The organism is Lysinibacillus sp. NPDC096212, from assembly GCF_044763105.1.
Classification (GTDB): Bacteria; Bacillota; Bacilli; order Bacillales_A; family Planococcaceae; genus Lysinibacillus.
The window spans coordinates 22,395-49,154 of sequence record NZ_JBIWFQ010000027.1 but is presented as its reverse complement, the minus strand read 5'-3'; the positions used below and the strand labels follow the sequence as shown (position 1 = coordinate 49,154).

The 26,760-nt window shown below is 33.8% G+C and carries 29 protein-coding genes and 1 pseudogene; 11 read left to right on the top strand and 19 right to left on the bottom strand.

The window, feature by feature from the left end:
* Window positions 1-61: 61 nt before the first annotated feature.
* The 6 genes from ACIQ7T_RS21665 to ACIQ7T_RS21640 form a co-directional block, all read right to left on the bottom strand.
* Window positions 62-568 carry a hypothetical protein gene (locus ACIQ7T_RS21665; protein WP_370083351.1) on the bottom strand — a complete coding sequence of 169 codons (507 nt, stop codon included), beginning with the start codon at window positions 566-568 and terminating at the stop codon, window positions 62-64.
* A gap of 206 nt (window positions 569-774) precedes the next feature.
* The gene (locus ACIQ7T_RS21660; RefSeq protein ID WP_402873417.1) at window positions 775-984 is read right to left on the bottom strand and encodes a DUF6440 family protein; all 210 of its coding nucleotides are present in this window, start codon (window positions 982-984) and stop codon (window positions 775-777) included.
* Between the two features lie 228 nt (window positions 985-1,212).
* Window positions 1,213-1,695, bottom strand: coding sequence for a CcdC family protein (locus ACIQ7T_RS21655; RefSeq protein WP_402873414.1), 483 nt, complete (start codon window positions 1,693-1,695; stop codon window positions 1,213-1,215).
* Between the two features lie 189 nt (window positions 1,696-1,884).
* Window positions 1,885-2,154, bottom strand: a complete 270-nt coding sequence (locus tag ACIQ7T_RS21650) for a CPCC family cysteine-rich protein (RefSeq protein ID WP_370083356.1) — start codon at window positions 2,152-2,154, stop codon at window positions 1,885-1,887.
* A gap of 171 nt (window positions 2,155-2,325) precedes the next feature.
* A complete protein-coding gene (locus ACIQ7T_RS21645) occupies window positions 2,326-2,769 on the bottom strand; it encodes a GNAT family N-acetyltransferase (protein WP_370083357.1) in 444 nt (147 codons plus the stop codon).
* A 25-nt stretch (window positions 2,770-2,794) separates the two neighbouring features.
* Complete coding sequence (locus ACIQ7T_RS21640; protein ID WP_370082693.1) at window positions 2,795-3,112, bottom strand: MazG nucleotide pyrophosphohydrolase domain-containing protein; 318 nt, start codon at window positions 3,110-3,112, stop codon at window positions 2,795-2,797.
* A 144-nt stretch (window positions 3,113-3,256) separates the two neighbouring features.
* On the opposite strand from ACIQ7T_RS21640, the gene ACIQ7T_RS21635 reads away from it, so the two are divergent.
* A complete protein-coding gene (locus ACIQ7T_RS21635; protein ID WP_402873408.1) occupies window positions 3,257-3,832 on the top strand; it encodes an LOG family protein in 576 nt (191 codons plus the stop codon).
* Between the two features lie 455 nt (window positions 3,833-4,287).
* Here the strand turns inward: ACIQ7T_RS21635 and ACIQ7T_RS21630 are convergent, their stop codons facing one another.
* The 4 genes from ACIQ7T_RS21630 to ACIQ7T_RS21615 form a co-directional block, all read right to left on the bottom strand.
* The gene (locus ACIQ7T_RS21630) at window positions 4,288-4,938 is read right to left on the bottom strand and encodes a DUF4085 family protein (protein ID WP_402873405.1); all 651 of its coding nucleotides are present in this window, start codon (window positions 4,936-4,938) and stop codon (window positions 4,288-4,290) included.
* A 113-nt stretch (window positions 4,939-5,051) separates the two neighbouring features.
* On the bottom strand, window positions 5,052-5,552 hold the full coding sequence (locus ACIQ7T_RS21625) for a hypothetical protein (protein ID WP_370082629.1): 501 nt from the start codon (window positions 5,550-5,552) through the stop codon (window positions 5,052-5,054).
* A gap of 72 nt (window positions 5,553-5,624) precedes the next feature.
* The gene (locus ACIQ7T_RS21620; protein ID WP_370082631.1) at window positions 5,625-6,290 is read right to left on the bottom strand and encodes an HAD family hydrolase; all 666 of its coding nucleotides are present in this window, start codon (window positions 6,288-6,290) and stop codon (window positions 5,625-5,627) included.
* A 19-nt stretch (window positions 6,291-6,309) separates the two neighbouring features.
* Window positions 6,310-6,510, bottom strand: coding sequence for a transmembrane Fragile-X-F protein (locus tag ACIQ7T_RS21615; RefSeq protein ID WP_370082633.1), 201 nt, complete (start codon window positions 6,508-6,510; stop codon window positions 6,310-6,312).
* A gap of 221 nt (window positions 6,511-6,731) precedes the next feature.
* On the opposite strand from ACIQ7T_RS21615, the gene ACIQ7T_RS21610 reads away from it, so the two are divergent.
* The 6 genes from ACIQ7T_RS21610 to ACIQ7T_RS21585 all read left to right on the top strand — a co-directional run bounded on the left by ACIQ7T_RS21610 (window position 6,732) and on the right by ACIQ7T_RS21585 (window position 13,637).
* Window positions 6,732-7,877 carry a hypothetical protein gene (locus ACIQ7T_RS21610; RefSeq protein WP_370082635.1) on the top strand — a complete coding sequence of 382 codons (1,146 nt, stop codon included), beginning with the start codon at window positions 6,732-6,734 and terminating at the stop codon, window positions 7,875-7,877.
* Between the two features lie 511 nt (window positions 7,878-8,388).
* The gene (locus ACIQ7T_RS21605; RefSeq protein WP_402873400.1) at window positions 8,389-9,543 is read left to right on the top strand and encodes a hypothetical protein; all 1,155 of its coding nucleotides are present in this window, start codon (window positions 8,389-8,391) and stop codon (window positions 9,541-9,543) included.
* Window positions 9,544-10,056: 513 nt separating this feature from the next.
* Entirely contained in the window at window positions 10,057-11,202 is a 1,146-nt protein-coding gene (locus ACIQ7T_RS21600) for a hypothetical protein (RefSeq protein WP_402873397.1), read from the top strand.
* A gap of 489 nt (window positions 11,203-11,691) precedes the next feature.
* Window positions 11,692-12,846 (top strand): hypothetical protein, encoded by a 1,155-nt coding sequence (locus tag ACIQ7T_RS21595; protein ID WP_402873394.1) that lies wholly within the window; start codon window positions 11,692-11,694, stop codon window positions 12,844-12,846.
* A gap of 211 nt (window positions 12,847-13,057) precedes the next feature.
* Window positions 13,058-13,246, top strand: coding sequence for a hypothetical protein (locus ACIQ7T_RS21590; protein ID WP_402873391.1), 189 nt, complete (start codon window positions 13,058-13,060; stop codon window positions 13,244-13,246).
* Between the two features lie 79 nt (window positions 13,247-13,325).
* Window positions 13,326-13,637: an RNHCP domain-containing protein gene (locus ACIQ7T_RS21585; RefSeq protein WP_370082645.1), complete on the top strand. Its 312-nt coding sequence runs from the start codon at window positions 13,326-13,328 to the stop codon at window positions 13,635-13,637.
* 76 nt (window positions 13,638-13,713) lie between these two features.
* Here ACIQ7T_RS21585 and ACIQ7T_RS21580 read toward each other — a convergent pair whose 3' ends face one another.
* Window positions 13,714-14,157, bottom strand: a complete 444-nt coding sequence (locus tag ACIQ7T_RS21580) for a hypothetical protein (RefSeq protein WP_402873388.1) — start codon at window positions 14,155-14,157, stop codon at window positions 13,714-13,716.
* A 167-nt stretch (window positions 14,158-14,324) separates the two neighbouring features.
* Between ACIQ7T_RS21580 and ACIQ7T_RS21575 the strand changes: the two genes are divergently transcribed.
* Window positions 14,325-14,570 (top strand): YkuS family protein, encoded by a 246-nt coding sequence (locus tag ACIQ7T_RS21575; RefSeq protein WP_132358618.1) that lies wholly within the window; start codon window positions 14,325-14,327, stop codon window positions 14,568-14,570.
* Window positions 14,571-14,801: 231 nt separating this feature from the next.
* Window positions 14,802-15,020 (top strand): annotated as a pseudogene (locus ACIQ7T_RS21570) (IS110 family transposase); the annotation flags it as partial.
* A 179-nt stretch (window positions 15,021-15,199) separates the two neighbouring features.
* Here the strand turns inward: ACIQ7T_RS21570 and ACIQ7T_RS21565 are convergent.
* A complete protein-coding gene (locus ACIQ7T_RS21565; RefSeq protein WP_402873385.1) occupies window positions 15,200-15,595 on the bottom strand; it encodes an NUDIX hydrolase in 396 nt (131 codons plus the stop codon).
* A 254-nt stretch (window positions 15,596-15,849) separates the two neighbouring features.
* Between ACIQ7T_RS21565 and ACIQ7T_RS21560 the strand changes: the two genes are divergently transcribed.
* The gene (locus tag ACIQ7T_RS21560) at window positions 15,850-16,095 is read left to right on the top strand and encodes a YhjD family protein (protein WP_402873382.1); all 246 of its coding nucleotides are present in this window, start codon (window positions 15,850-15,852) and stop codon (window positions 16,093-16,095) included.
* Window positions 16,096-16,191: 96 nt separating this feature from the next.
* Here the strand turns inward: ACIQ7T_RS21560 and ACIQ7T_RS21555 are convergent, their stop codons facing one another.
* From ACIQ7T_RS21555 to ACIQ7T_RS21530, 6 genes are read right to left on the bottom strand one after another with little or no spacing between them, the layout of a single operon-like run.
* Entirely contained in the window at window positions 16,192-16,959 is a 768-nt protein-coding gene (locus ACIQ7T_RS21555) for a thioesterase II family protein (RefSeq protein WP_370082655.1), read from the bottom strand.
* Complete coding sequence (locus ACIQ7T_RS21550) at window positions 16,953-18,038, bottom strand: Gfo/Idh/MocA family oxidoreductase (RefSeq protein ID WP_370082657.1); 1,086 nt, start codon at window positions 18,036-18,038, stop codon at window positions 16,953-16,955. The genes ACIQ7T_RS21555 and ACIQ7T_RS21550 overlap by 7 nt, the downstream gene beginning before the upstream one ends.
* Window positions 18,035-19,156, bottom strand: coding sequence for a saccharopine dehydrogenase NADP-binding domain-containing protein (locus tag ACIQ7T_RS21545; protein ID WP_402873378.1), 1,122 nt, complete (start codon window positions 19,154-19,156; stop codon window positions 18,035-18,037). Before ACIQ7T_RS21545 ends, ACIQ7T_RS21550 begins: the two co-directional genes overlap by 4 nt.
* The gene (locus ACIQ7T_RS21540) at window positions 19,140-24,653 is read right to left on the bottom strand and encodes an amino acid adenylation domain-containing protein (protein ID WP_402873375.1); all 5,514 of its coding nucleotides are present in this window, start codon (window positions 24,651-24,653) and stop codon (window positions 19,140-19,142) included. The genes ACIQ7T_RS21545 and ACIQ7T_RS21540 overlap by 17 nt, the downstream gene beginning before the upstream one ends.
* A 1-nt stretch (window position 24,654) precedes the next feature.
* Window positions 24,655-25,692 carry a methyltransferase gene (locus ACIQ7T_RS21535; protein WP_402873372.1) on the bottom strand — a complete coding sequence of 346 codons (1,038 nt, stop codon included), beginning with the start codon at window positions 25,690-25,692 and terminating at the stop codon, window positions 24,655-24,657.
* A 14-nt stretch (window positions 25,693-25,706) separates the two neighbouring features.
* A complete protein-coding gene (locus tag ACIQ7T_RS21530; protein WP_402873464.1) occupies window positions 25,707-26,270 on the bottom strand; it encodes an ABC transporter permease in 564 nt (187 codons plus the stop codon).
* A gap of 16 nt (window positions 26,271-26,286) precedes the next feature.
* Between ACIQ7T_RS21530 and ACIQ7T_RS21525 the strand changes: the two genes are divergently transcribed.
* A complete protein-coding gene (locus tag ACIQ7T_RS21525) occupies window positions 26,287-26,451 on the top strand; it encodes a hypothetical protein (RefSeq protein ID WP_402873369.1) in 165 nt (54 codons plus the stop codon).
* Here the strand turns inward: ACIQ7T_RS21525 and ACIQ7T_RS21520 are convergent.
* The gene (locus ACIQ7T_RS21520; RefSeq protein WP_402873366.1) at window positions 26,419-26,745 is read right to left on the bottom strand and encodes an ATP-binding cassette domain-containing protein; all 327 of its coding nucleotides are present in this window, start codon (window positions 26,743-26,745) and stop codon (window positions 26,419-26,421) included. The genes ACIQ7T_RS21525 and ACIQ7T_RS21520 overlap by 33 nt on opposite strands.
* Between the last annotated feature and the right edge of the window lie 15 nt (window positions 26,746-26,760).

Genomic DNA, 26,760 nt, shown 5'->3' with positions numbered 1-26,760 from the left:
ATATAATCAATAGCGCTTCCAGTAACGGCCACCCTATATATCTATGAGGGTGGCTGCTTCTTTACTGAAAATAATAATTGACTACTTCTTCAGCAGAATGAAAAATAATATTGCTTTGCGTTTTATAAATAAACTTAGGTGAAGTACAAGCTTTTTCGAGACTTTTTGCGTTCTTTAAAGTATCAGTCATTTGCTCGATTATCTCAGAATAGCCATCAAGATTATTCGAGATTTTCGGCATCATTGTATCGGAAACGTCTAAAACAATGGAAACTTGATCCTCCGCAAAATTATTTAAATTAATAAAAAAGCACTCCTCTAAATCTTTCGAATGCTTGTCTACATTAATAACTGCTTCACTATATTTTGCGATTAATCCAGTAGATGTCACTGTAATTGTAAAGCCTTGTTCGGTTAGTTTTTTATTAATGGCATCTAACAAAGTATTGACTTCAGCATCCATTTTAGGCGTTACCGTTGACTGCATTAAATTGTCACAATTTTGATGAATAGTATCAATTTCTGTCTGCTTATCAACAAGTAATTTAAAGTTTGATATCGAGTACACGCTAAATCTCCCCTTTATTATAAGTTTGACATTAGGGCGTTTTTTTAGTCATCTTTTAGCTATAAATTTTTAAAAGATTGTTGCTGATAAAACATAAAAACAGAGTTAATCTACAAGATGTGTAGAATCCACTCTGTTTTTATGTTTTATATTTCGCATATCGAATATTTAACTAAAGCCCCTATAGTTGAACAGGATAAAGTATGTTATTCATTATTTGGTTTTATTATTGGTTTTCCATCCTTATCCAATAACGGGGTAATTCCTCCCGCATATCCACTCCAACTAAATAAATAATGAACTCCTGTTTCTATATCTACTATTATTCTGTTTCCATTAGCCACACCATTTTCTGTAAGGATTTCTTCAAATCTCTTCTTTGATCCTTTATTCTTCTCTGAGTCTTTATTAAACATTTTTTCGCCCCCATATTCATTTATATGTTAACGCTATTACTGAATAACCCTTTTTATACTAAGCTCTTATCAGTTGATTATTACAAAAGCAATAAAAGGTAAGCGTTTTCTCGAAAACTACCCATTGTATTAACATATGATACGAAAGCACCTATTAGTTTAAGTACATTTATTCACAAACTTATACTTCTTGTTTCATTTTGGAGGGTGTTAGAGATATACGAAGTTCTAAAAACTGACTGTATTTTTTAGTTTAAGAACCTTTTTATACTTGATATAGCAAGCTATTCTCCAAGGAATTAAATAACAAATAGCAAGTAAGAAAATTAGCACATTGAGTGTAGCTGGTTCGATAGTAGAAATATGTTGTCGAAAATAATAACGTAAAGCAATTATAAGGGCGAAAGTAATTATAAAAGCAGGACTTTTCTTAGCATAAATTAAACCATCATTTCGTATTTCATAATCTGACCATAAAATTAGAGGAATAGATAAACCCACTCCTAAAAAAATTGCTATAGATAATTGAAGGTATGTGACGTCCCCAGAAGCGTTTAGAAAAAATGAAAATCCTGGTGTTAAAAATAGAAGAGGAAGAATTAATCGCCCTCCTCTGCCTTTGGTTGGTTTGTACATAGAACGGATTCTACGAACTAAAATGAACAATCCAATAATTAGAAACATAGAAGTAGCTGGTATTGCAGTTTGCATAAAAACCTCCCTGAATTATGTTTTAATATATTTATTATTGCATAAATTTCAACAAAGACTATGTTTTTCCTTATACAACTAAACTGCCCCGTTCGCTCAATAAGAAAAGCTACCTTTGAATTCGGTAGCTTGATCTTAAAACTCTTGCACCTCGTCAGTGAAAGAAAGCATAGTATCCCCTAAAAAACTCTAGAGAGATTTAAAATTTTCATCTTTCTCGTATCCTCCAAGGCTTGGTTCTACAACGCTGTCTTTAAACCTTTCCTCACTTGCTCCGTAAATCTTGAAATTCCTTTGCGCTTGCTTCAAAGATACTTCATTGGCTCCACCTTCAAAGTCTGGGTCCTCATTCTGTACGAAATCATCTTCCCAATAGCAAACTTTACATATTTCATAACTGTCTAGTGTTCCTTCTGCAAGAGTCTTATAACCACAACAAGGACAAGTATACTTTCTCATTTGATATTCGCTCCAAACTCATAATCTTACTAATGCTATAATACATTAACAAAAATTAATTTTCTCATCTTTGTTCTACTAGCCTACTGGATTGATTCGTTGTGATTTGAGAATAAATCAGGATATAACAAAAGGCTGTCACAAAGAGCTAATCAGACAGCCTTTCTAAACTTAAAGTTGATGTTTAACCATAGTATAGTAGCTACTTCCAGGCGGATAATCTTTTATTTCACCTACAACCTCATAGCCCCTCGCTTCATAAAACGTACGTGCTTGAAAGTCATATGTAGTTAGCAATGCCTTCGTAGCGCCCATTTGCTTGGCTGTTTCTTCAGCTTTCACCAGTAGTTGTCCACCAATACCTTTTCCACGGTATTCTTCACTAAACCAAAACTTATTGATTTCTACCCATCCCCAATATACCTCAGCAGTGATGCCGCCTATCCATTGCTGTTGATCATCGGTTACGATTAGGTTTAACGGACGAACAGAACCCTTTTGTCTACTCTCTTTATGATACGGTGAATGTTCATCGTTGTACTCTTTAATCTTTGCATTTAAAAACGTAGTAAAGTCATCCTGATTTTCTAATAAAATCTCAACTTGATAATCCATATGAATCCCCCTTCCATATGTATTTCTATGCTTCATAACGCTCCATTAGCTTTTCCTTATGAGCGGAAAAAATTTCTTCCAGTGAAATATCATATTTATTAGCGATAACAATAATATTCCCTAAAACGTCTCCAAGCTCCTCTACTAATTCTTGCTTATTTTCTTCATATGTTTGAATCTTTTCATCTGGTCTATCTCTACCAATTTCTAAAGCTCGTATGGCTCTTGCTACTTCCCCAGTTTCTTCAGCTAGGAAGCCAATACGCGTAAAAATACTTAAATCAGACCAACCACGTGTATCATAGTAATCCTTTAGCCATTTTTGAAACTCATTTAATTCCATTTCTATTTCCTCCATTTCTTTCCTCTCAAAATTAAATTATACTATAAAAGTGAAACGTGAATCAGTGGGGTTTTTTCACCCCCCCGCTTACAGTTCACTGCCCGTTAATGCGGAAAGATACTTATCAGATATGGAGGAACAATGATGGATAGTATTGCAGTATTTTGCGGATCAAGCATCGGTGCTTCTGAGGCATATAAAGAAGGAGCTATTTTTCTAGGAAAAGAATTAGCAAAACGTAATATTACCTTAATTTATGGCGGAGCGAGTGTAGGTGTGATGGGAACAGTTGCAGACACGGTTCTTCGTGAAGGTGGCAAGGTGATTGGGGTTATTCCGACGTTGTTAGAGGAACGTGAAATTTCTCATAAACATTTAACTGAGCTAATTGTCGTCAATTCTATGCATGAGCGCAAAAGCAAAATGATGGAACTAGCTGATGGCTTTATTGCTTTACCTGGAGGCCCTGGTACGTTAGAAGAATTTTTTGAAGTATTCACTTGGAATCAAATCGGCCTTCTACAAAAGCCTTGTGGTATTTTAAATATCAATCATTATTACGATTTACTCATTGAGTTATTTGACCATATGCAAAACGAACAATTTTTACAAGCCCAATCTCGAAACGCCCTTCTTGTAGATGAAGATGTTGTGGGACTATTAGATAAATGTGCAGCCTATGTTCCACCTGCAGTTAAAACATATCAAACGAATAAATGAATGCAGACTTCTTTAACCATGGAACTATAGGGTATTGTACTGGATTTGTTACTATCTTACATACTCAAAAAACAGCTGAAATCTATGAATTCAGCTGTTTTACATTTATCTATGAGATTTAAATAAAATATGACTATTCTGCACAACGAGTGGTTTATTTCCGTTCCGGCTGAGTGCTTTGTTGTTGCTGACGCTTCGCTTTCGCACAGATAAAACATTTGTTGCTGACGCTTCGCTTTCGCACAGAGCAAAGCTTCCTGGGGGCGTCCGATGAGGTCAACACGATGTTGGTCACGAAGGCGTTATCACAGGACGTGATGGTTTTAGCCTTCATTCCTCTATTGTAATCCCCAAGGTGTCACTCAGTCCCCGCTCCAATCAACCAATTCACATAGCGTGTATCTATTGGTAACAGATGCTTCCGTTGCTTATGTATATTTCATCACAAACTATTTTTATACTGTCTCAATCTTTAATTCCCTAGCCTGTATCATTAATTCACAAAGTGGACAGTCAAATAATACGTGTAATTCAAACCCTGTTTCAGTTTTATAGATTTCATCATATAGCCACCAAGAACCTTCTAATTGTTCTGGAATCGAACTTTTCTCTATATCACTAAAAGTTAATCTTACATTTGTATCGTACCAACCTACACTTGTTCCAGCTATAGTAAGCGTAATTGTAGATTCAGTTGAAGAGAAAGATAATACTTCTCCATCGTGCAATGATTTTGTATGTATTTCAAGAACTTGAGATGGGAGCTGCTCTTTTATTTCCTCAAATTGTTCCATATACCGTTTACTTAAATCGTGACTACGACTTTGATAATTTTTATTCCACTCTTCAGCCATTCTTCGTAATTCTTTAGATGGATATTTAGTTTTTAGAGAGCCATCTAAAATATATGGATGAAATGGTGCTGGAAGTAATGTTAATAAGTCATCTTTTCGCCATTCCAACTCTGCTTGTAACATTTCGATATAGCTTGTCCCATCTTCGTTTATCCAATTTAAACTTTCTTCCCAATCTTCTTTAGAGTCAGGGAAAGTCAAAAAACCATTGACTTGCATTTCACGATACCAATTTCGAGTGAAATATTTCAATTAAAAATCCCCCGTTCGTTATTTCTTGTTGAGCTCCAACTAAATAATGTTCCTTGCAGTTAAAAGATATAAAAAGGCCAGTATTCAATATTTTGAATCACTGGCCTTCCCCATTATCTCATAGAATTAATAATTTTCACCATGCCATCAACGGTAATAGCATTTGCACTGACTTCATCAACAATAAAAGTGTATTGAAAATCATTTTTCACGATATTAAAAATGACAAAATCTAAGCTTTTATAATAAACCATCTCATTTCCATCAGGTAATTTCACTGTCTTAGCACCCTTTGGAAATGAACGTTCATATTCATTGTCGGTTATTTCTATTATATAATGTGTACGACCTGCACCCTCTACCAAATATCGGATGGATAGTTGAGGATGTTTATGATTAAATGATCCAAAAACATGAGTGAAAGTAATAGGTGGAAGTCGTGTTGGTAAAGGTATATCACGTTTAAAAACCGCTTCACTTTCTTGAATTGCTTTATTAACTTCTGTATACTCTCCACCTTCTAAATAGATTTTTTCTAAATCAGTAGTAATTGCTTTCGCTTGATTTATTTGAAAATATAGAAGGAGTAAAAGACATACACTCATTTTCCTCAATTGATTTTTAACCTCCTGATTTCATTTTCCTTACTTTCTCCTAAATCAGAAGATATATGAGTTTTAGTCTTTTCAAGTCCTTTGTAAAACCTTTAAAATATCTTGAATTTCTATTAAATTATCAATGATATAATTTGCTTCAACACTTTGCCATGCATCATTTCGTTTCCAAATAGTCGTCATCCCTACTTTTTTAGCAGCTTCCACATCATTAAATGGATGATCCCCAACGTAAATACTTTCATTAGCTGTTACTTCTAGCTTAGATAACGCTCGATCAAATATTTCTGCATCCGGTTTTTTGATGCCCTCCCATTCAGAGATAAGAATCACATCAAAAACATCTTCAATTCCTAACGCTCGTATATTATTTAATTGAAATTGCCCATAACCATTTGTAATCATACCAAGTTTTAAGCCTTGCTTCTTCAAATTGTTCAACATGCTATGTAAGTATAAAAATGGAACACAACAATGCTTAAATTCCTGCAGGTAATCCTCTAACATTGCTTTTGGAGATAACTTAATAGAAAATTCTTCGATTAATTGTTGATAGACCTTATCTTTCCATACATAGCCATGATTATCTAGCTCAATAAAGCGTTGAACATAGTTCTCTTTTAAAATGTGTGATAGATTCGGCTTTAATCGCTCGTATTGTTGTTCAATAAATAAGCGAACTGAACTATCACGATCTAACAATGTTCCATCTAAATCAAAAATCACCGCTTGAATCATTAGTTTGCATCCCCTTTATTTAAAACTTCATTCTACAACTTTTTCGTTTTTTCACTGCCACTACCGCTATCATCACCATTACTAACTTCATCACCAAAATTAATCCGTAAATGCTAAAAGATATGATCGCTGGCAAAAGCACTAACCACCAAGACCATGCAATAACATCCGTGAGCTTTAATACTATAAATACAATTGTTAATACTTCCGCGATTCCCATATTCACACCACCAGATACGAGATTTTCGTCATACCAAATTTAGTTTCTTGTCGTTAATTCTTCTGAAGCCTCAAACTTTATTGTTATACAACTATTTAATCACTTTACATGAAATGTTTAAACTTTTTAAGTTTTTCAAAAAAAGATGAACCTTTTCATTTGGTAATTCGTCTAAATATTGGAAACTAGAGTTCTAGAGTAAATAAAAGGGAGAAATGATCATGAAAAAACCGATTAAAAGAACTTGGATGATTGCTTCAGCACTAACAATAGGTATGGCAGTTCTAACACCACTTCAAGCAGGAGCTACAGCAGTAGAACCAACAAATGGTGTTACTGTTCAAATCGAACAACAAATATCAGGAACGATAAAAGACATCAACGGAGACGGGATTAATCTAAAAGGTAAAGACGGTAAAAACTACTATATCAGTTTCATTAAATTTTCTGAAGAACAATTAGCAAACATGAACTTAGTTGAAGGACATGAAATTACTGTAGAAGGAAATCTAGTAGAGGATTATTCAGACTTCTATACATTTGAAGTTTATAAAAGAGTGTTGCCTAAAGAAGTAACGGAAGAAGAGCTAACAAAATTAGAAAAATTGTTTAATGAAAAAATCAAATTACACAAAGAATTGTCAAATGAAATGACAGAAGAAGAGTTTGAAAAGAAATTTGAAGAAATCAAGAAAATAAGTGAAGACATGTATAAAATTTTAAAACCATATCTATTAGCTAATTGGCAGCCTGTAACGTTTGAAGAATATATAGAAAATTACGGATTTAATGAAAAAAATATAGTTATAGAAGAAAATGATAAAAAACAGCTCAAAGTTATTTATGAAGAATGGGTCAAGCTTGAAAAAGATGGTCAAGAGGTAAAGGCTAACGAAAAATATGATGAACTTCATAAAATCCTAGAACCATATATTGATGACCTTTATCCACCTCAAACATTTGAAGAGTACATGGAAGGTAAAGAGTTTGATATCCCTACAGAAACTTTAGCAAAACTAAAAACTATTTATGAAGATGCTCAAAAAGCTGAAAAAGCTAAAAATGATGAATTAGCTGAAAAAACATGGAATGAATTCTATGAAATCATTGATCCGTTCATCAAGCCTCTAACATTTGAAAAATACATGGCTGACTTTGATTTCGAAGTCAGTGAAGCGGATAACAAGCAATTAAAACAACTTTATGATGAAATCTTAAAGCTAGATGAAAAAGAAGAACAAGTAAAAATTGAAGAGAAATGGGAAACATTTAATAAAATTTTAGACCCTTATTTTAAAGCAAATAAAGAAATTCTAATTTCAGCTTCTAAAGTAACAATTAACGGTCAAGACTATCTTCCACAATAAGTAAAAGAATCGAGGTGTCCCAACAATCATTTAAGATGATTATTGAGATTCCTCTTTTTGTTAATTCCACAATAATATTCAGAGATTTTTTATACAAGAAGAACTTCCTTTAACTTTTGCCCATCGTCCGATATAAGTCCCCTTCTCTTTTGAAACAGAGAAAACATTACTTTGTACTTTTACATCCCCTCCATAGGTAGTTTCTTAAATCTATTTTTAATTCCACTTGAGGTAAAACGAAAACAGAACAATTCTTTTATTAGCCATAATTTCTGGTGGTAGAATTTTATCAACGCATTCATTACTTATAAGATTTTCCCAACCATATGTACCTTGTACTGTTGGTGCTTTATATAATCAGACTGCTCAAACTTGGATGTTATACAACTATTTATGTACTTAACATGAAATGTTTTAAAATTTTTTGAAAAATAACGAAACTTTCTAACTGGAAATCCGTATAAATATTGGAAACTGAGAGTTCCAGAGTAAATAAAAGGGAGAAATGATCATGAAAAAACCGATTAAAAGAACTTGGATGATTGCTTCAGCACTAACAATAGGAATGGCTGTTCTGACGCCACTTCAAGCAGGGGCTACTGAAGTAGAACCAACAAATGGTGTTACTGTTCAAATCGAACAACAAGTTACAGGAACGATTAAAGGAATCAGTGATGACGGGATTTATCTAAAAGGTAGAGACAGTAAAAACTACTATATCAACTTCTATAAATTTTCTGATGAACAAATCGCAAAAATGAACCTAGTAGAAGGACAGGAAATCACAGTTGAAGGCAGCGCAGTAGAGGGTTTTTCAGACTTCTATACATTCGAAGTTTATAAAAAAGAATTGCCTAAAGAGGTAACAAATGAAGAGTTAACAAAATTAGAAGAAATGTTTAACGAAGCGAGGAAGCTGCAAAAAGAAGCTGAAAAAGCCGATGAAAATAAAGCGTTTGAAGAGGCAGAAAAGATATATGAAGAAATGCATAAAATTTATTTAGACATGGGTAAAATTATTAAGCCATATTATTTAGCTACTTGGCAACCTGAACCATTTGAAGAGTATATAGAAAATTTCGGCTTTAGTGAAAAAAATATAGTTATAGAAGAAAATGATAATAAACAGCTTAAAGTTCTTTATGAAGAATGGGTAAAGCTTGAAAAAGATAGTCAAGAGGAAAAGGCTAACGAAAAAATGAATGAGTTTCACAAAATCCTTCAATCGTATTTTGATAAACTTTATCCAACTCCAACATTTGAAGCGTTTATCGAAAGATTTGAGTTAGATATCCCTGCTGAAGATTTTGCAAAACTAAAAAATATTTATGATAATGCTCAAAAAGCAGAAAAAGATGGCAATGCTGATGAGTCTGTAAATTTGTGGGAGGAATTCTATTACATCATTGATCAATTCATAACGCCTCAAACATTTGAAGAGTACATGGCCGACTATGAATTCAAAGTTAGTGAAGCGGATAGCAACCAATTAAAACAGCTTTATGAAGAAATCTTAAAGCTAAATATAAAAGAAGACAAAGCAAAAATTGAAGAGAAATGGGAAGCATTTCACATTATTTTAGAACCATATTTCAAAGCAAATAAAGAAATTCTAATTTCACCTTCTAAACTAACAGTTAACGGTCAAGAATATCTTCCACAATAAGTAAAAGAATCGAGTAATCCCAATAATCATTTAAGATGATTGTTGGGATTACTCTTTTTGTTAATTCTACAATAATATTAGAGATTTTTTCCTAAGTCTATACCATACTGCAATCAGTTTATTGCTACAGAAAAAATATAAGAAGAACTTCCTTTTGCACATCTTCCAATATAAGTCCCCTGCTCTTTTGAAACAGAGAAAACATTACCTTGTACTTTTACATCCCCTCAATAGGTAGTTTCTTAAATTTCACTAGAAACAAAAACGGAACAAATTTTTTATTTGCCATAATTTCTGGTGGTAGAATTTTATCAACACATTCTTTGTTTATAAAATTTCTCCAATAATATGTACTTTGTACTGTTGGTGCTTTATTAAATCAGACTCCTCAAACTCTAATGCTATACAACTATGTTTTAAATTTTTTTAAAAAAGAATGAACCTTTCTAACTGGAAATCCGTCTAAATATTGGAAACTATAATTTCCAGAGTAAATAAAAGGGAGAAATGATCATGAAAAAACCGATTAAAAAAACTTGGATGATTGCTTCAGCATTAACAATAGGAATGGCTGTTCTGACACCACTTCAGGCAGGAGCTACTGCAGTAGATCCAACAAATGGTGTTACTGTTCAAATCGAACAACAAGTTACAGGAACGATTAAATACATCTACGGAGATGGGATTGATCTAAAAGGTAGGGATGGTAAAAACTACTATATCAGCTTCTATAAATTTTCTGATGAACAACTAGAAAAAATGAACTTCGTAGAAGGACAGGAAATCACAGTTGAAGGTAACATAGCAGAGGATTATTCAGATTTCTACACATTCGAAGCTTATAAAAAAGAATTACCTAAAGAGGTAACGAAAGATGAGCTAACAAAATTAGAAAAATTGTTTAATGAAAAGAAAAAGCTTCAAAAAGAATTGTCAAATGAAATGACAGAAGAAGAAGTCGAAAAGAAATTTGAAGAAATTGATAAAATTTATAAAGAAATGGATAAAATCACAAAACCATATATATTAGCTAAGTGGCAACCTCAAACATTTGAAGAGTATATAGCAGATTTCGGATTTAGTGAAAAAAATATAGTCATTGAAGAAAATGATAATAAACAGCTTAAAGGTATTTACGAAGAATGGGTAAAACTTGAAAAAGATGGTCAAGAGGAAAAGGCTAACGAAAAAATGGATGAATTTTACAAAACCCTTCAACCATATTTAGAGAAACTTTACCCAACTCCAACATTTGAAGAATTCATGGAAAGATATGAATTAGATATCCCTGCTGAAGATTTAGTAAAACTAAAAAATATTTATGATAACGCTCAAAAAGCAGAAAAAGATGACAATGCTGATTTGTCTGAAAAACTATGGGAAGATTTTTATTACATCATTGATCAATTCACAACGCCTCAAACATTTGAAGAATTCATGGCTGACTATGAATTCAAAGTTAGTGAAGAGGATAACAAGCAATTAAAACAGCTTTATGAAGAAATCTTAAAGCTAGATAAAAAAGAAGACAAAGCAAAAATTGAAGAGAAATCGGAAGCATTTTATAATGTTTTAGAACCATATTTCAAAGCAAATAAAGAAATTCTACTCTCTGCTTCTAAAGTAATAATTAACGGACAAGAATATACCCCACAATAAGAAAAAGAATTGAGGTTTCTCAACAATCATTTAGGATGATTGTTGGGATTCCTCTTTTTGTTAATTCCACAATAATTTTTCGAGATTTTTTCCAAAGTCTGCAATCTTCTATAGAAAAAATATAAGAAGAACTTCCTTTTGCCTACCCTCCGATATAAGTCCCCTTCTCTTTTGGAACAGAGAAAACATTATCTTATTCTTGTTCAATTTCATCGCTGCTTAACCATTTTTCTACTTCTATCCCCTCGGTAGGTAGTTTCTTAAATCTAATTTTAATTTGAGGTGAAACAGAAAACAGAATAATTTCTGGTGATAGAATTTTATCAACGCACTCATTATTTATAAGATTTTCCCAATAATATGTGGTGTTTTATTTAAATAACATGGACTGTTTTAAAATTTTAAAAAAACAACGAACCTTTCCCACTGGAAATCCGTCTAAATATTGGAAATGTTAAGTTCCATAGTAAATAAAAGGGAGAAATGATCATGAAAGAACCGATTAAAAAAACATGGATGATTGCCTCAGCATTAACAATAGGAATGGCTGTTTTGACGCCACTTCAAGCAGGAGCTACTGCAGTAGAACCAACAAATGGTGTTACTGTTCAAATCGAACAACAAGTTACAGGAACGATTAAAAGCATCAGTGATGATGGGATGTATCTAAAAGATAGAGACGGTAAAAACTACTATATCAGTTTCTATAAATTTTCTGAAGAACAACTAGACAAAATGAACTTAGTAGAAGGACAGGAAATCACAGTCGAAGGTAGCGTAGTAGAGTATTATTCAGACTTCTACACATTCGAAGCTTATAAAAAAGACTTGCCTAAAGAGGTAACAAATGAAGAGCTAACAAAACTAGAAAAAATGTTTAATGAAGTGAAGAAGCTGGAAAAAGTAGCTTTTAAAGCAATGGAAAATAAAGCATTTGAAGAAGCAGACAAGATATATGAGGAAATAAGCGAGATTTCTAGAGACATGCGTAAAATTACTAACCCATATTATATAGCAAATTGGCAACCTATACCTTTTGAAGAGTATATAGAAAATTTAGGTTTTAGTGAAAAAAATATAGTTATAGAAGAAAATGATAAAAAACAGCTTAAAGTTATTTATGAAGAATGGGTAAAGCTTGAAAAAGATGGTCAGGAGGAAAATGCATACGGAAAATATGATGAACTTCATAAAATCCTTGAACCGTATATTGCTGAACTTTATCCACCTCAAACATTTGAAGAGTACATGGAAGGCAAAGAGTTTGATATCCCTGCTGAAACTTTAGTAAAACTAAAAACTATTTATGAAGATGCTCAAAAAGCGGAAAAAGCTAAAAATGATGAGTTAGCTGAAAAAACATGGAATGAATTCTATGAAATCATTGATCAGTTCTTTAAGCCTCAACCATTTGAAGAATACATGGCTGACTTTGACTTCAAAGTTAGCGAAGCGGATAGCAAGCAATTAAAACAGCTTTATGAAGAAGCTATTAAGCTTGATAAAAAAGAAGAAGCTGAAAAAATCAGAGAAAATTGGGAAGCATTTCACATTATTTTAGAACCATATTTCAAAGCAAATAAAGAAATTCTAATTTCACCTTCTAAACTAACAGTTAATGGCCAAGACTATCTTCCTCAATAAGTAAAGGAAACGGGGTGTCTCACCAATCATTTGAAATGATTGGTCGGATTCCCCTTTTTTTAGATCCAAAGTAAACTTTGTCGCAAAAATAAACTATTTAAACAATTCAATAAATTTGATAACCTATAAATGGTGAATACGAATGCTTATATGATAAGGGGTGATGAATTGACATTTTATCTATTTAAAACAATTGCTCGTTAGGGGACGAATGCCGAAGTCAGTGATTATAGGAGAACACCTACTAGTGGAAGATGGAGCGGTCCGTCTTACAGTGGTTGGCACAAATATACAAAATCAATCGTGGTCCGGATCAAAGGATGAAATAAGTCTTTGTGAAGCAGGAACTAGAAGTAATCGTTTTGAAGAACAAGACGGTGAATTGGTTCATTCCCTATAAAAGCCTGATACTACTATAGTAGAAAAATAAAACGGAACCCTTTCTCCAATGTTGAAATAATATATTGGAGGAAGAGCAATTGAGTAGAAAAAATGAGAATACAGCATTTCAATGTGAAAATTGCAGTACGATGGTTGAACCATTAACGAACGGAAGTTTCAGAAATCATTGTCCAATCTGTTTATTTTCAAAACATATGGATCATGTTCCTGGAGACAGAGCGAGTACTTGTAAAGGTTTGATGAGACCAATTGGAGTCGATTATACAGGAAAAAAAGGCTTTCAACTTATCCATCAATGTACAAAATGTCAAAAGATTAGTCGAAATAAAATAGCTGTTGATTCCATTCAAGAGGATCAAGTTATCCAATTTATGCAATCAATCGTATAATTAAGTAATTTATTATTCAAAGACACATTGGAAATTAACCTTCAATGTGTCTTTTATTAATTTAAAATCACCCTATTCATTTTACCTCTATAGCAAAAATATAAGAAGAACCTCCTTTGTCCCATCTTCCCGAAATACTATATATATAAGTCCCCTTCTCTTTCGGTACAGAGAAAACATTATCTTTTACCTTTACTAGCTCAATCTCATCGTTGCTCAACCATTTGTCTACTTCTATCCCATCAATCGGTGGTTTCTTAAAACTAATTTTAATTTCACTTTGTGGTGAAACAGAAAACGGAACAATTTTATTATTAGCAATAATTTCAGGCGGTGAAATTTTATCAACACATTCATTATTTATAATATTTTTCCAACAATATGTGCCTTGTACTGTTGGTACTTCTTTTCCCTCTGTCAAAACAACAGGCTTGGATGGTCCAGCATTATGTAGCATAATCATCCAGATAAATGCGATAATAAATAACATACTAATTATTTTTATCTTTAGACTTCTCATTTAAAATCTCTCCTATTCAGCATATATAATTGCTAATATCATTTCGTTGCAATGGAAAATGAATTTCTCTATTTTCCCGCCATTTTAAATGTGTATAACAAAAAAATGAATTACGTGAATAATTAGCAAGCCTATATGACACATTACATATAGGAGGTGGAAGAGTAATGTCTAAAATAATTGGTGTGGAACAATCATTAACGAACGTTGAAGACGCTTTAAAGGCAAAAGGTTATGAAGTTATTCAACTTCGTACTGAAGAAGATGCAAAAAAATGTGATGCCTGTGTAATCACTGGGCAAGACAGAGATATTATGGGAATTAGCGATCCTATCATGGCAGGACCTGTTATTGACGCTGACGGTCTTTCTGCTGACGAAGTACTTCAACGTGTCGATAAATATTTCCACTAATAAATGACTTGGTGCTGTCGCTGTAGTTTTTTGACTATGGAGCAGCACCTTTTACTATTTATGTGATTATAGAGTGCTCATTATTAAATTCGCCAATTCAGGTCTTTTATAATTTCTATGCTTGGATTCTTACAAATTTTATCTATTCTTTTTCATAAGCTCTTACCTATAAACAAAATCTTGTTGTGCTTTTTTAGAATACTTTATTTGCATCATTTTAATTCTCTTTTAGCCCCATTCATGGCTGTTCGTTGTGCAATACGAGATTGCAGGAAAACTAAAACAGACGATAAAATCATTCCTCGAAACAAGAAATTGCGTGAGTTTTATGATAAAAAACGTGACGAAGGAAAACCTTTTAAAGTAGCGATAGTAGCTTGTATTAATAAACTATTACATTGGATTTTTGCCTTATTAAAAAATAGAACTACGTACCAAGATTTAGCTTGATAAGTAAGTACAACTAAATCAAACAAAACCTTCCAAAAACAAACTTTAGGAAGGTTTTTAGTATAGCACATGCCTATTAAACTTTTAACAGAAAATTATTGACAAACTATTAGCTGGTTTAGTTGAATAAGAAAAAAGATGAAATCTCTGTGGAATCCCATCTTGAAGCAAAGCACCCGTTAATTGAATAACGATTGTATTTTTATAGCTAATTCTTTTGGTTTAACGTCAATAGAAGATAGCTGGTTTATATCTACCCACATCGGTAGATATGTTCCACGTTGTCTTTTCTTATCTGTGTACTCTTCACCTTTCCCTGTGCCGAAATTGCCATGCATTATCTCAGCAAGAAAAAAATATTGAGTTCCATTAAATTCGATTGTTGCAATGCACTTACCAACTTTAACCGTAACACCTAATTCCTCTAACGCTTCTCTTTTAGCTCCTTCTTCAGGTGTCTCTCCATCTTCTATTCCTCCACCAGGAAACACATAATAAACTGAACCTTCTCGAACCCTCTTAATCAGTCCTACCTTTTTATCTTTAATCAAAACTATTGAACCTCGATCTCGCAAATGTATTCCCCCATTCTATATAAACCTTTATTCCATAATCCTGCACTTTTGCTGAATAAGCTACTGTAAATATAATACCTTAAAAAGTAAATTAACTAGTTACACTTACACTGTGGCATAATCAGCATTTGCATGACAAAACTGATTAGTAACAGGGATGTATCCGCACAAAAGGGAGCTATTACTGGATACAGATATATCAGTAAAACGTATTGCATTTAATGATATACAAGATGCAAAGCTGGTGGACACTGATGATTAATCACGAAGATCGACCAATCTTATACGACTATATAAAATTAGACATGGCCATTCGGTCATTACAACAAGACTATTCATCGCTTGAAAATTTAAAACTGTCGAAGGTCTATTTAAATGTTGTAGATGGTTTATTTAAAGACTTAAGAAACGATTTTTATAACAAAAAACGTGTGCTTACTAAGAAAAATATTGAGGTAGTCAAATGGGTAAATGTAGACAAACCCTGGGCAAATTGGTAAGGATATATTACAGCTTTTACAGGTTCAATAAATACTTTATATGAATACAAAACGGGGGTATCTCTAATTTTAAGATACCCTCATTTTAAATTTTTTTTACTTAATACAAATCTTAGAAGAACTCTGTATACAGTTCTGCTCCAAACTCTTATAATAATCCTGTTTATTTTCATATGGGAAAAAGTGACTTCCCGAAAACTCTTTCAAATTAAAAGAATTTGTCGTGACATTTCCCCAATTTTTCATACTACTTGCAGGCGCATCTGGATCATTAGTTCCGCAATGAGCAACAATCGGACCATGAAATAATTCATTACGATAATCAAAAGACTCATTCAAACGATAATCATTTTTCACTATTGGTAAAATATGTTGTAAAACTTCTTTATTTTCCAATAACTCTTTCGGAGTACCTCCTACTCGTATTAATTCTTTAACTAATTCACTATCATCCATATATGTTTGATAGTCATCAGGGAAATGATCTTGAGGTGCATGGCGACCTGCTACTATTAATAAATTCACTTTTTTCTTATATTTTTCTTCTAGTAAACAGGCTGTTTTAAAAGCAAGAATAGCTCCCATGCTATGACCATAAAAATATATTCGCGTTTGGTTTGTTACTCTGTTAATTGCTTCTGCAATTTGTGGCATCACATGAAGATAATCTGTAATATACTGTTCTTTTATTCTTGTTGATTTACCAGGTAGCTCTATCGGAAATACAGCTAAGTTCTGCTCCCATGTTTTCCAATTTCTAAAAGCGGCGGCACTGCCTCCAGCATGATGGAAACAGAACAGCTTATTACTATTTTCGTAATCTAACTCGTCCACAAAAGGAAACCACTTTTTAACGTCTACCACAACCATTCTTCATCCTCCTTGATATCCTTCATTCTTAATGGTTCTCGTTCCCGTATGTAAACTTTTTGAGAGGGTCCTATTTTTCTGCCAATATCATTCCATAATTTACAAGCTGTTAAATAATATTGTGTTGTTTGATTAAAGTAAGAACGATTCCAAATATCTTCATAAAATGTTAGAAGAGAACGTTCAACGCTTTTAGGCCATATTTTTTTATAGTGATCTTCGAAGCTATTGTTTTGTGCAGTAAAGACAATCTCCTCTACTGGATAGCTTAGAAATTTATTGTCTATTCTCTTATTTAATATAGGCGATTCGTTTAATGACGAACTCATACATGGCATCCAATGCACTGAACCGTGCGTGTCCGGTAAATACAATGTTCCTCTATTCGTTCCTAAAGTCACTCTGTGCAATAAATAAATGTTACTTTCTGGATTAGCTAAATCCATTTGATTGAAAACACGTAATGTCACAGGGGTGTCCCGTATTTGTCCAGATAGCATATAAAAAGGGTTATGCTCTGTAGGGTCATTAACTGGTTCAAATATACAGGATTGTAAACTACCAAGGGCTTGCCCTATAATATCTAGCATTGGAAATAATACTTGGATACTACAAGCCGCCTCTAAATAAATAATATCACTAACTTCTCTTAATGTTTTCGCCGTTTGTATAAAGGAATGTACAGCATCGACATTTGGATAAAAACTATTTAAGTGATATTTACAATTACCTACTTTCGCACTTTTAATTAGCTTTACATAGTCATCCTCATGAACAGGATGCTCCTGTATAACATGTATACCTTTCTCTAAAAATGCTTGTGCTATATTTGTCCCTTCTCCACCCACGATCGTTGATTTAACAACAACACACGCAACATCCACCTGCTCATTTGTTATATCTTCTACAGTTGTGTAAAGTGGAACATTCAATGTATTGGCGAGTTCTTGCGACTGGTTACTACCCTTAGATAAAATACCTACAAGCTTATAAAGAGATGGTAAATTTAAGATTGCCTGCAAATAATAAGCACCGAACTTCGTACCACAAACGACTACTCTTAATGGCCTCATAATATCCCTTCCTCCAAGTCTAGGTGATTTTCTGTCTGTGAAGTAATGATAAAATCTTCTATCACACACTGTTCATGCAATTCTCGCATAACATTACTTGGATTCAATATGTCGCAAGCCCAATAAACTCCATTTTCCTGAATTATCCCTTCTATAATGGCTTCTACAGATAACGCACAAATAATTCCACTAATCGTAAAGCTATTTTGACAAAGTAATTGAGCTTGTCGTCGTATCGATTGTCCCTTAAATTTTCCAATCATCTCTATGACGAGTGTGTACCATGTTTGTCGAACAGGGAAAATGATAAGTTTTTCCATCAGGTCATCTACAATTTGATGTAAATGTTCAGGCGTATTTTTCATTGCTAATTGTATACACGCTTGTTGTAATAATGAAAAAACAGCTTTATTTGAATAAATATTATGCCAATGTGCTTCAGTTATATGTAGCTTTTTTGCAAGGCGAATTGTTTCATTTGTTATATACCTTTGAGCATAGACAGTATTTTCCTCACCATTAATTTCCACTTTTATTTTTTCTGTATGTGCTATATCACGTACTATTTTTCCATCCTTATAAAAGGCATTCGCTGTACCAAAACCATAGATGGAGCTAAGCATTATATCAGCTGCTGCGCCTTTACTATATGCTTCTTCTCCTCCTGCATAGCCGCTTATTTTATCTATTTGGTCAAATCCTTCTTGAGCTAATAGGCGAGGAAGAATCCCCGATAAACCGGGAAAACTTCCTGCTGAAAGAATCATTATATTTGTTAGCTCCTGTTGTATAAATTTCTTCTCCAACAAATCTGCCCCAAATGCATCGACATAATGGGCCCCAGCTTTTATGGCAGCTTGAGCCACTCTATCAATAATGCTATACGAGGGGCCTGCACAATTTAACACGATTGTACAACCTGCACAAAATGTCTCTAGCGCTATTTGGTCATATATATCTACCTGCATATATTCCATAAATTTGTCTAATTGAGAATGTTCTTTATGCTCACTTCTACTCCCACAGCGTAATGGGTATTTATCTTTTAAATATCTTACAGCCGCTTGTCCAACAACCCCATTGTAGCCAATAATTCCTATTTTAAATTGATGGTTCATGGCTTACTCCTTTAAGCAGTAATTGAGCAGTCTCTTTCACATTAGGCTCCTGCAAACACGTAATATGATTACCATTTATAGGAATGATATTTAAATGACCAAATGTAATATCTCTCCAAAATTCTTCGTTTCTTGTACCAATTACCGGTAAAAAGGATGATATTTTATCAATACAACTAAATGCAACTACGTCTCCCATGAAAGGCTCGGTTCCATACGATACAACACCTTTAAAGCTTTGACAGAAGATTTGATATAGCGTTACCATTCGTTGCTTTTGAAAAGCTGAAATATCACCTTGCAAAGCTGGAACGGTAGTATATAAATCTACTAATCTCTGTTTAGGAGACTTGCTAGAAAGCTTTTGATAACATTGTGCAATTGGTGCAAACTCTCCGGTTAGATTACATAAATCTTCAATTGTAATGGTATTCGCTTCTTTTTTGATTAAATCATGTAGTGCTTTTTTAAGTAATTCATCCTCGACATCGTGACCACTTTTTACAAGATCAGCGCCTATTAATAAACCAAATGTTCTTTCCATTAATAGATCATTTCGAAGCTTTGCATCACAAGGCGTAGTATCTATTGTAATGACTGGTTCAACTTGAACACCTTCTGCAAGTAACACCTTTGCCGTTTCAACAGCAATAAGCCCTCCCATACAGTACCCTATTAATTCAAAGTTTGAAGCGTTTAGCTTTAACAATTGTTGCGCATATTTTTGCCCTAAATTTTGAATAAGTGTTTCAGGTGTATAGGCTAAATAATCTGCTTCATCACCAAAAATAAATCCTGCTATCGTGTCTTTGCGGTTAGGTTCATCTATCAAATAAGGGAGCAATTGATTGTAAGGTGTAAGTGTTCCCGTTCCATCGTGGAATAGTACTTTAATTTTTCCGCCAACCTCTCCTTCAGCTAATATAACGAAAGATGTTTTCGTATCTGAGGCAGTTTCATCCTGCATTGTTTGATGATTTTCAAGCGAGTGACTTATCTTTTCTGCAATTTCTGCAATCGTCGGTGTTTGTAAAATCTCTACCATTAATTGATCCCACTCCCAATGCTCCACTTCTGAAAGTGTATCTCTCATTGCTGCCACAACTTGTGCAACTAGTAATGAATCGCCACCTGCTTGATAGAAGTTTTCATTGCGCCAAATACTTTCTCTATTTAGTGCTTTCGCCCAAATTTCTGCAATTCTTTTCTCTAAGTCACCTTGCGGAGATTCACCGGATTGTGCAATAAATGGATTGGATGCTTCTAGTCGACTTTGTAATGTACTTCGATCCACTTTGCCGTTTTCAGATAACGGTAGTTCACGAAGCACTTCAATATGCACTGGTATCATATATTTTGGTAGTTGTCTTTCTAAATGTTGCTGAACCTCACTCGCATAAAGTCTCTTACGTTCACCTATAAATTGACCGACAAATACTGCCTGATTTGCAGCGGATAATGGATCATTTTTTGTAGGATATACACCGGCTATCTCCACCTCTGTTGCTGCAAATAACTCATGCCACTGTTCACAATTGAAAAATACTTGATCATTGTTTTTTCTAAAGTCTTCAAAATCATTTAGACCAGCATGAAATTCCATTGATGTAAGAAGTGAATAGTTTTCCCCGGTCGTATCTGCTACTATTAACGCTCCTCCTTCAACTGTCATTTCCTTAAAGGTTTGTAACACTTGTGGAGCTTTCTTAGCGTTGTGTAAAACATTATTACATAAAATCAAATCAAAGGAAGATGCTTGAATTCCTTGAGACCAATAGGATTGATTGATATCATACAAACCATATGTAACCCACTTATAAGGTTCAAACGATTTTCGCGCTTCATTTAAAAAGAATTGTGATAAATCTGTAAAAACATATTCTACATTTTTATGATTTAATGTTGGTATTAACTCTAAACTTACACCGCCTACGCCAGCTCCTACCTCTAAAATTCGGAACGTTTTCTCTGGATAAGCCTTTCTAAATTCATCTACAATTGTATGGACAGCTTGAATTGTAACTTGATTTAATGAACGACTAATTAGGTTGTCTTTATATGCCGCTAAAGCAATATCAAAGCTTCCTTTAGGGAAAAATAAATCTAATGAATCAATATCCCCGCGAAGTAAACCTAAAAGATGCTTACTTGAATCTTCAAAGTAATCCACAAGTTTTTTTCCATACTGCATTTTTTCTTCAATGTCTCTCCATTTTAGCCAAGAGATTTCTGATGCATTGTGTGGTAAATCTTTATTGACTAGATAATAGTTTGACGTTGCTGGATTTTGCTTTATAAGATTTTCTTTACATAAAACATTCAGCCATCTTCTTAGTAGCTGATGGTAGTATGGATGTACTTTGACTATTTGCTGAATTTCACTTATAGAAAATTCTCGATCATCTATAAAAATATCTAAGTCTTGGAATGTTTTCATAATATCTAGTACGGCTGTCCAATTTGAAATTGTAGACCATTGTGCAAATAACTCTCGATCTACATTATGGGTCGCTTGATCTCCAGCGTTTTTAACTACAGTTGTTAATCTTTCTGAAGAAACCAATGTTTTTATTTGATTTGTATTTTTCCTTGCTTGCACGAATGCTGAAATGTTAAATTCTTTACTTGCCAAATCTTTACTTGCAATAACCGCTGCATGCTCTACCTGCTGCATACGTTGCATAGAACTTTCAATTTCACTTAACTCAATGCGATGCCCATTAATTTTTACTTGAGTATCCTCTCTCCCTAAAAACTCAATCACACCATCTGGTAGGAATCTCCCTATATCTCCAGTTGCATATAAACGCTCTCCAGTGTAAGGATGGACAATAAATTTCGCTGTAGTATTTTTTTCATCCTGTAGGTAGCCGGTGGCAAGCCCCTCTCCCCCAATATATAAATCACCAATTGTCCAATCAGGGCATGACTCTAGCTCCTTATTCAACAAATAAAAATATTGATTTGCTAATGGCTTACCATAAGGAATACTGTTCTTATAGGTAGTATTTACATCTATTGGATAATAAATAGACCAGATTGCTGCTTCTGTTGCTCCACCAAGGCTGATAAATTTCGCTTGTTCAAAATAATGTGCCATTTGTTTTGGTAATGTAACAGGTATCCAATCTCCAGATAAAAATACTAAACGTAATTTTTTATGAAGAGTTGTTGTCGTATCCTGCATGTATGCATGAAGAAGTTGCAATTGGGCTGGTACTGAATTCCAAATAGTGGCTTGATGAGATGTTAAAAGCTCCAACCAATGTTTTGGATCTTTAAGACGTTTATGCTCTGGTAATATAACGCTACCACCAACACTTAATAATCCAAAGATATCGTATACCGATAAATCAAAAGCTAAATTGGCAATTGCTAAAACTCGATCATGCTCTGTTACTTGGAAACGATGATTCATATCCATTATTGTATTCAGTACTGCCCTATGACTAACAATAACGCCTTTCGCTTTTCCTGTACTGCCAGACGTATGAATAATATAAGCTGGCTGTTCTACATCTACACGTACAGGAATTAACTGTGCTTCTAAAGCAGTGTTTAATTGCTCGACTTCAATAAAGGAAAGAGATTCTTGTTCGTATAAATCACTATGGCTAGCATGACCTAAAATAAAAGTGGTTTGTGATTCACTTATAATATTTTTTTTACGAGCAATCGGTTGCTCAATATCTAAAGGTAAATACACGCCACCTGCTGTTAATGTTCCTATTACAGCAGCAATTTGCCAAATACCCTTCTGTAAGTCAATTGCTACAAAATCTCCTTGCCGCACACCTTTATTAATCAATACCTGTTGAATGGCATAAACATAACGACCGAGCTCCTCATATGTAAAATATTTACCATCTGCATAAATAGCTATATTTTTAGCATATTGTGCAATAGCATCTAGCACATTGTCATAGAGTAACCCCTTAGGTAAATCAATCGTTGTTTTATTTATTTCATTTCTAATCTTTTGCATTGCTTCAGGTAAACCTAATAATTGACGTTCTGTCCATGTTGTTTCGTTAGTTGCAAGTTTTGTTAAGTGATCTACAAAAAATTGAAAGGCTGAATCGATTAGCCCACTTGGAAAAATACCTTCACGTACATCCCAATTTATTAATATTCCATCCGGTTGTTCAGATACTTGACAATCAATCCATACTTGAGGTGTTTGACTAATTTTATATGCTAATTTCAACTTAGGCTCATTTTCAGACATATGACTATTCGCGTCTGCACCTAATGTACTTGTATATACTACCGGTATAATAACATCACGATTACGATGTCGCTTTAATTCACGCAATACTTCAATTCCTGAAAAGTCGCGATACTCTAAGTCTGTCCATAGCTGCTGTTGTATTTCAGCCGCATGCTCATAAAATGCTCTATCTCTTTTTGCATGTATTTCTAACAGATTGATGGTCGTAAAATCTCCAATTACATCATGAATTTGAGCATGAATATTAGGTCGATTAAGCATCGTTATATTCATACAAAAGTGAGATTGTTTTGACCATAAGCCAATAATTTCAGCAAACGCTGTTAAAATAATACTGGAAGGAGTTAGCCGATGATCTTTTGCCTTCTGACTTAAAAATTGCCATTTATGATTAGGTAACAGGAAATTAAATTGTTCAAAACGAATTTTATTGCTATCAATTTTGTCGCTTTGAACGGGTAACTCTGGCGCCTCTGGGAAAGTTTCTAAACGACTAGTCCAATAATTTTTAGCTTTTTCATTGGCAATCGAGCGATCATGTTGTTCATATTGTTGTATCATGACATCTCTAAATTGAATATCTAAAGCTGGTAATGGAGTATTTCCTGTATAGTAATAGTGTTCTAATTCTGCTATTAATACATTGATACTGACAAAGTCAGCAATTAACATATCAATAGATAGATGAATAACACTTTGATTTTTTTGCTGTGTAAGGACTAGGTCATACAACGGCCATTTATCAGGAGCATATTGCTTAACAGATAACTCATTTCTTACATGTAATAATCGTTGATTGGCTACTTCAGGTACTTCATCTGATAAATCAATAACTTGTATAGTTGGGAGCTCTACGTTTTTTAATACTTGCTGATAACCCTCCTGATGCACTATCGCATGGAGCATATCATGTCGCTTTATGACTTGGTGCCATGCCTTTTCAAGCCGTGTAGGATCAAAAGTAGTGCCAACTAGTTCTGCATATACTTTACAACCTACTCCTCCATAACGATAATTGTTGCTTCTACCTACTAAATAGGCTGATTGAATATCAGTAAGCGGAAAGGAATCATAGCGTTTTTCAGTATCATGAATAATTGATTGTTGTTCCTTCTGTAAATAATCAAGGAGTTGCTCTTTATATTCTTTCAATCTCTCTTTACGTTCATTTGTAAGTACACCAGTTGGAGCCTTAAAATGTAATTTTCCATCTTCTACCCAAAGGTTCACTCCCAGCTCACGATACTCCTCTAATAATTTTTTCATGTTATAATATTCCCTCCTGATATTCGAAGTCCTTTTTCACAACTTCTATTAGATAGTCATCTTCTTTTAATGAATAAAGTGCTTTGATCGTTAATCCACTTTGATGAAATAGCGCCTCAAATTGGGATTGTGTTCTTTCCTTACCTCCACACATCGTCCAAATATTTAAATCCGTCATATATAAATGCGAGGCATTTCCTTCAATAACCTCTGGTAATAATTTTTCAATTATAGTTAGTGTAGAATTTTCGCCCATACTTTGAGCGATATTACGTAAAATTGTGATTGCTGCTTCATCCTCCCAATCATGGAGGATTCGCGATAAAATATAGAGATCACCCAATTTAGGTACCTCTTGAAAAAAGTCTCCTGCCTGAAATGTACATCGACTGTTGATGCCGTAAAGCTCCAATTTTCCTTCTGCCTTTTGTTGTACATGTTGCAGATCTATTACAATCCCTTGAGCATTGCGGTAAAATTCCAAAAATTTCGCGATTATCTCTCCAGATCCTCCACCAACATCGATAATTTTTTTGATGCAGTACCAATCTTTTTTTTCTGCAAAATATGCTTCTAGTTGAAGCCGTTCACTTGTTTTACTCATCATCTTATTAAACACTTCAAATTTTTCATTTTGCTGTACTTGCGCTTGAAAATAAGACTGTTGTTCTACTAATTGATAAGGGATTTTCTTCGTTTTCATCGCTTCATAAAGCTTCGACCAATAAGGCATTGCCTGTCTGCCTGTGAATAATAAAAAATCCTTTAATGAATCACTTGCTTGTCCTGATAATTTCTCCCCTAAAGGAAGTAATTTAAAATAATTATTTTCTTCCTCCATATATTTCAAAGCTACTAATGGTCGCATAAAACGAAAGAACATTTCTTCGTCAAGCGCTAATTCCTGTGCCAATAACGTTACATGCTTTCGTTCATCGAATAAGGCATCAAATATCCCTAATTCACAAGCTGTATATAGCAAATAAGAAGTAGAAAAGCCTTGAATCGTTGAGCGTATCATACTTTCTTGTATATCCATAGTTAATCTCCTTATTAATTACTGCTGCTATCTGCCATCAATTTATACCATCTACAAATAGTATTTTCTACGATATTAATAAGGGCATATAGCCCTCCTCCTAATAAAGCTAGCCCTATTACACCTGCATACATAGCTAAGTAATCTCTACTATCCATTCGATTTAAAATGTAATAACCTAATCCACTAAATGATGCAAAGGTTTCAGCTATAAATAGGATTGCTAATGCTGTTCCTAATGAAGCTCGCAAGGAAGTCATTACGCTCGGTAAGCAATAGGGTAGTGTCAAATGGCACAGTGTTTGTAGTTTTGTAGCGTTCAATGATTGAATAACTTGTTTCTGAGCATAAGGAATTCCTTTTGCGGCATCACGAATAACTACTACCAATTGAAAATAAAGAACAAAGGCAATTAACATGATTTTTGGGACATCCCCTAATCCAAATAGCACGAGAATAATTGGTAAAAAAACAACCTTTGGGATAGGATAAAGCACATATAATAAAGGACTTAATAAAAGATCTATCTTTTTATTCCACCCCATAAGTAAACCTGTAGGAATCGCGAAAAAGAACATTGATGAAGCGTTGATGATGAGCGATCGCATCGTCGTCTTTCACGCTAATGGAAAAACAATTGCAGGCACCATTGAGAATGATTATCAGATAGAGGAGCGACGTAATCCTGCTTTCATGTATCGTCAACAACAACGAATTAAACAATTACTAAAGGGAGAGCCGTGTGAAGAAGACATATAGTATAGTCATCGCTACCATTATTATTATTTTATTATGGCATCTATCTAGCATCTCATTGAATAAAGCTTTTTTACCTTGTGGTCCTTTCAATTCTTTTCCATCAAAATAAACGGTTCCATTACTCGGTTTTTCCAAACCAGCTACAATTTTTAATAAAGAGGATTTCCCACTACCAGAAACACCAACAATAGCTACACATTCACCAGAAGATATTTGAAGGTTAATGTTTTGCAGGACATTAACCGTACCTGAGGCTGTCTTGTACGCTAAGTCAACATGCTGAATTCTATACACGACATATCCCCCTTT

Coding starts and splice junctions, on each gene's coding strand:
- ACIQ7T_RS21605 (WP_402873400.1), top strand. CDS start 8,389: ATGAAAAAACCGATTAAAAGAACTTGGATGATTGCTTCAGCACTAACA.
- ACIQ7T_RS21615 (WP_370082633.1), bottom strand. CDS start 6,510: ATGGGAATCGCGGAAGTATTAACAATTGTATTTATAGTATTAAAGCTC.
- ACIQ7T_RS21620 (WP_370082631.1), bottom strand. CDS start 6,290: ATGATTCAAGCGGTGATTTTTGATTTAGATGGAACATTGTTAGATCGT.
- ACIQ7T_RS21660 (WP_402873417.1), bottom strand. CDS start 984: ATGTTTAATAAAGACTCAGAGAAGAATAAAGGATCAAAGAAGAGATTT.
- ACIQ7T_RS21655 (WP_402873414.1), bottom strand. CDS start 1,695: ATGCAAACTGCAATACCAGCTACTTCTATGTTTCTAATTATTGGATTG.
- ACIQ7T_RS21545 (WP_402873378.1), bottom strand. CDS start 19,156: ATGAACCATCAATTTAAAATAGGAATTATTGGCTACAATGGGGTTGTT.
- ACIQ7T_RS21645 (WP_370083357.1), bottom strand. CDS start 2,769: ATGGATTATCAAGTTGAGATTTTATTAGAAAATCAGGATGACTTTACT.
- ACIQ7T_RS21650 (WP_370083356.1), bottom strand. CDS start 2,154: ATGAGAAAGTATACTTGTCCTTGTTGTGGTTATAAGACTCTTGCAGAA.
- ACIQ7T_RS21640 (WP_370082693.1), bottom strand. CDS start 3,112: ATGGAATTAAATGAGTTTCAAAAATGGCTAAAGGATTACTATGATACA.
- ACIQ7T_RS21540 (WP_402873375.1), bottom strand. CDS start 24,653: ATGAAAAAATTATTAGAGGAGTATCGTGAGCTGGGAGTGAACCTTTGG.
- ACIQ7T_RS21635 (WP_402873408.1), top strand. CDS start 3,257: ATGGATAGTATTGCAGTATTTTGCGGATCAAGCATCGGTGCTTCTGAG.
- ACIQ7T_RS21525 (WP_402873369.1), top strand. CDS start 26,287: ATGAGCGATCGCATCGTCGTCTTTCACGCTAATGGAAAAACAATTGCA.
- ACIQ7T_RS21550 (WP_370082657.1), bottom strand. CDS start 18,038: ATGAGGCCATTAAGAGTAGTCGTTTGTGGTACGAAGTTCGGTGCTTAT.
- ACIQ7T_RS21535 (WP_402873372.1), bottom strand. CDS start 25,692: ATGGATATACAAGAAAGTATGATACGCTCAACGATTCAAGGCTTTTCT.
- ACIQ7T_RS21600 (WP_402873397.1), top strand. CDS start 10,057: ATGAAAAAACCGATTAAAAAAACTTGGATGATTGCTTCAGCATTAACA.
- ACIQ7T_RS21610 (WP_370082635.1), top strand. CDS start 6,732: ATGAAAAAACCGATTAAAAGAACTTGGATGATTGCTTCAGCACTAACA.
- ACIQ7T_RS21575 (WP_132358618.1), top strand. CDS start 14,325: ATGTCTAAAATAATTGGTGTGGAACAATCATTAACGAACGTTGAAGAC.
- ACIQ7T_RS21560 (WP_402873382.1), top strand. CDS start 15,850: ATGATTAATCACGAAGATCGACCAATCTTATACGACTATATAAAATTA.
- ACIQ7T_RS21595 (WP_402873394.1), top strand. CDS start 11,692: ATGAAAGAACCGATTAAAAAAACATGGATGATTGCCTCAGCATTAACA.
- ACIQ7T_RS21530 (WP_402873464.1), bottom strand. CDS start 26,270: ATGTTCTTTTTCGCGATTCCTACAGGTTTACTTATGGGGTGGAATAAA.
- ACIQ7T_RS21590 (WP_402873391.1), top strand. CDS start 13,058: ATGCCGAAGTCAGTGATTATAGGAGAACACCTACTAGTGGAAGATGGA.
- ACIQ7T_RS21580 (WP_402873388.1), bottom strand. CDS start 14,157: ATGAGAAGTCTAAAGATAAAAATAATTAGTATGTTATTTATTATCGCA.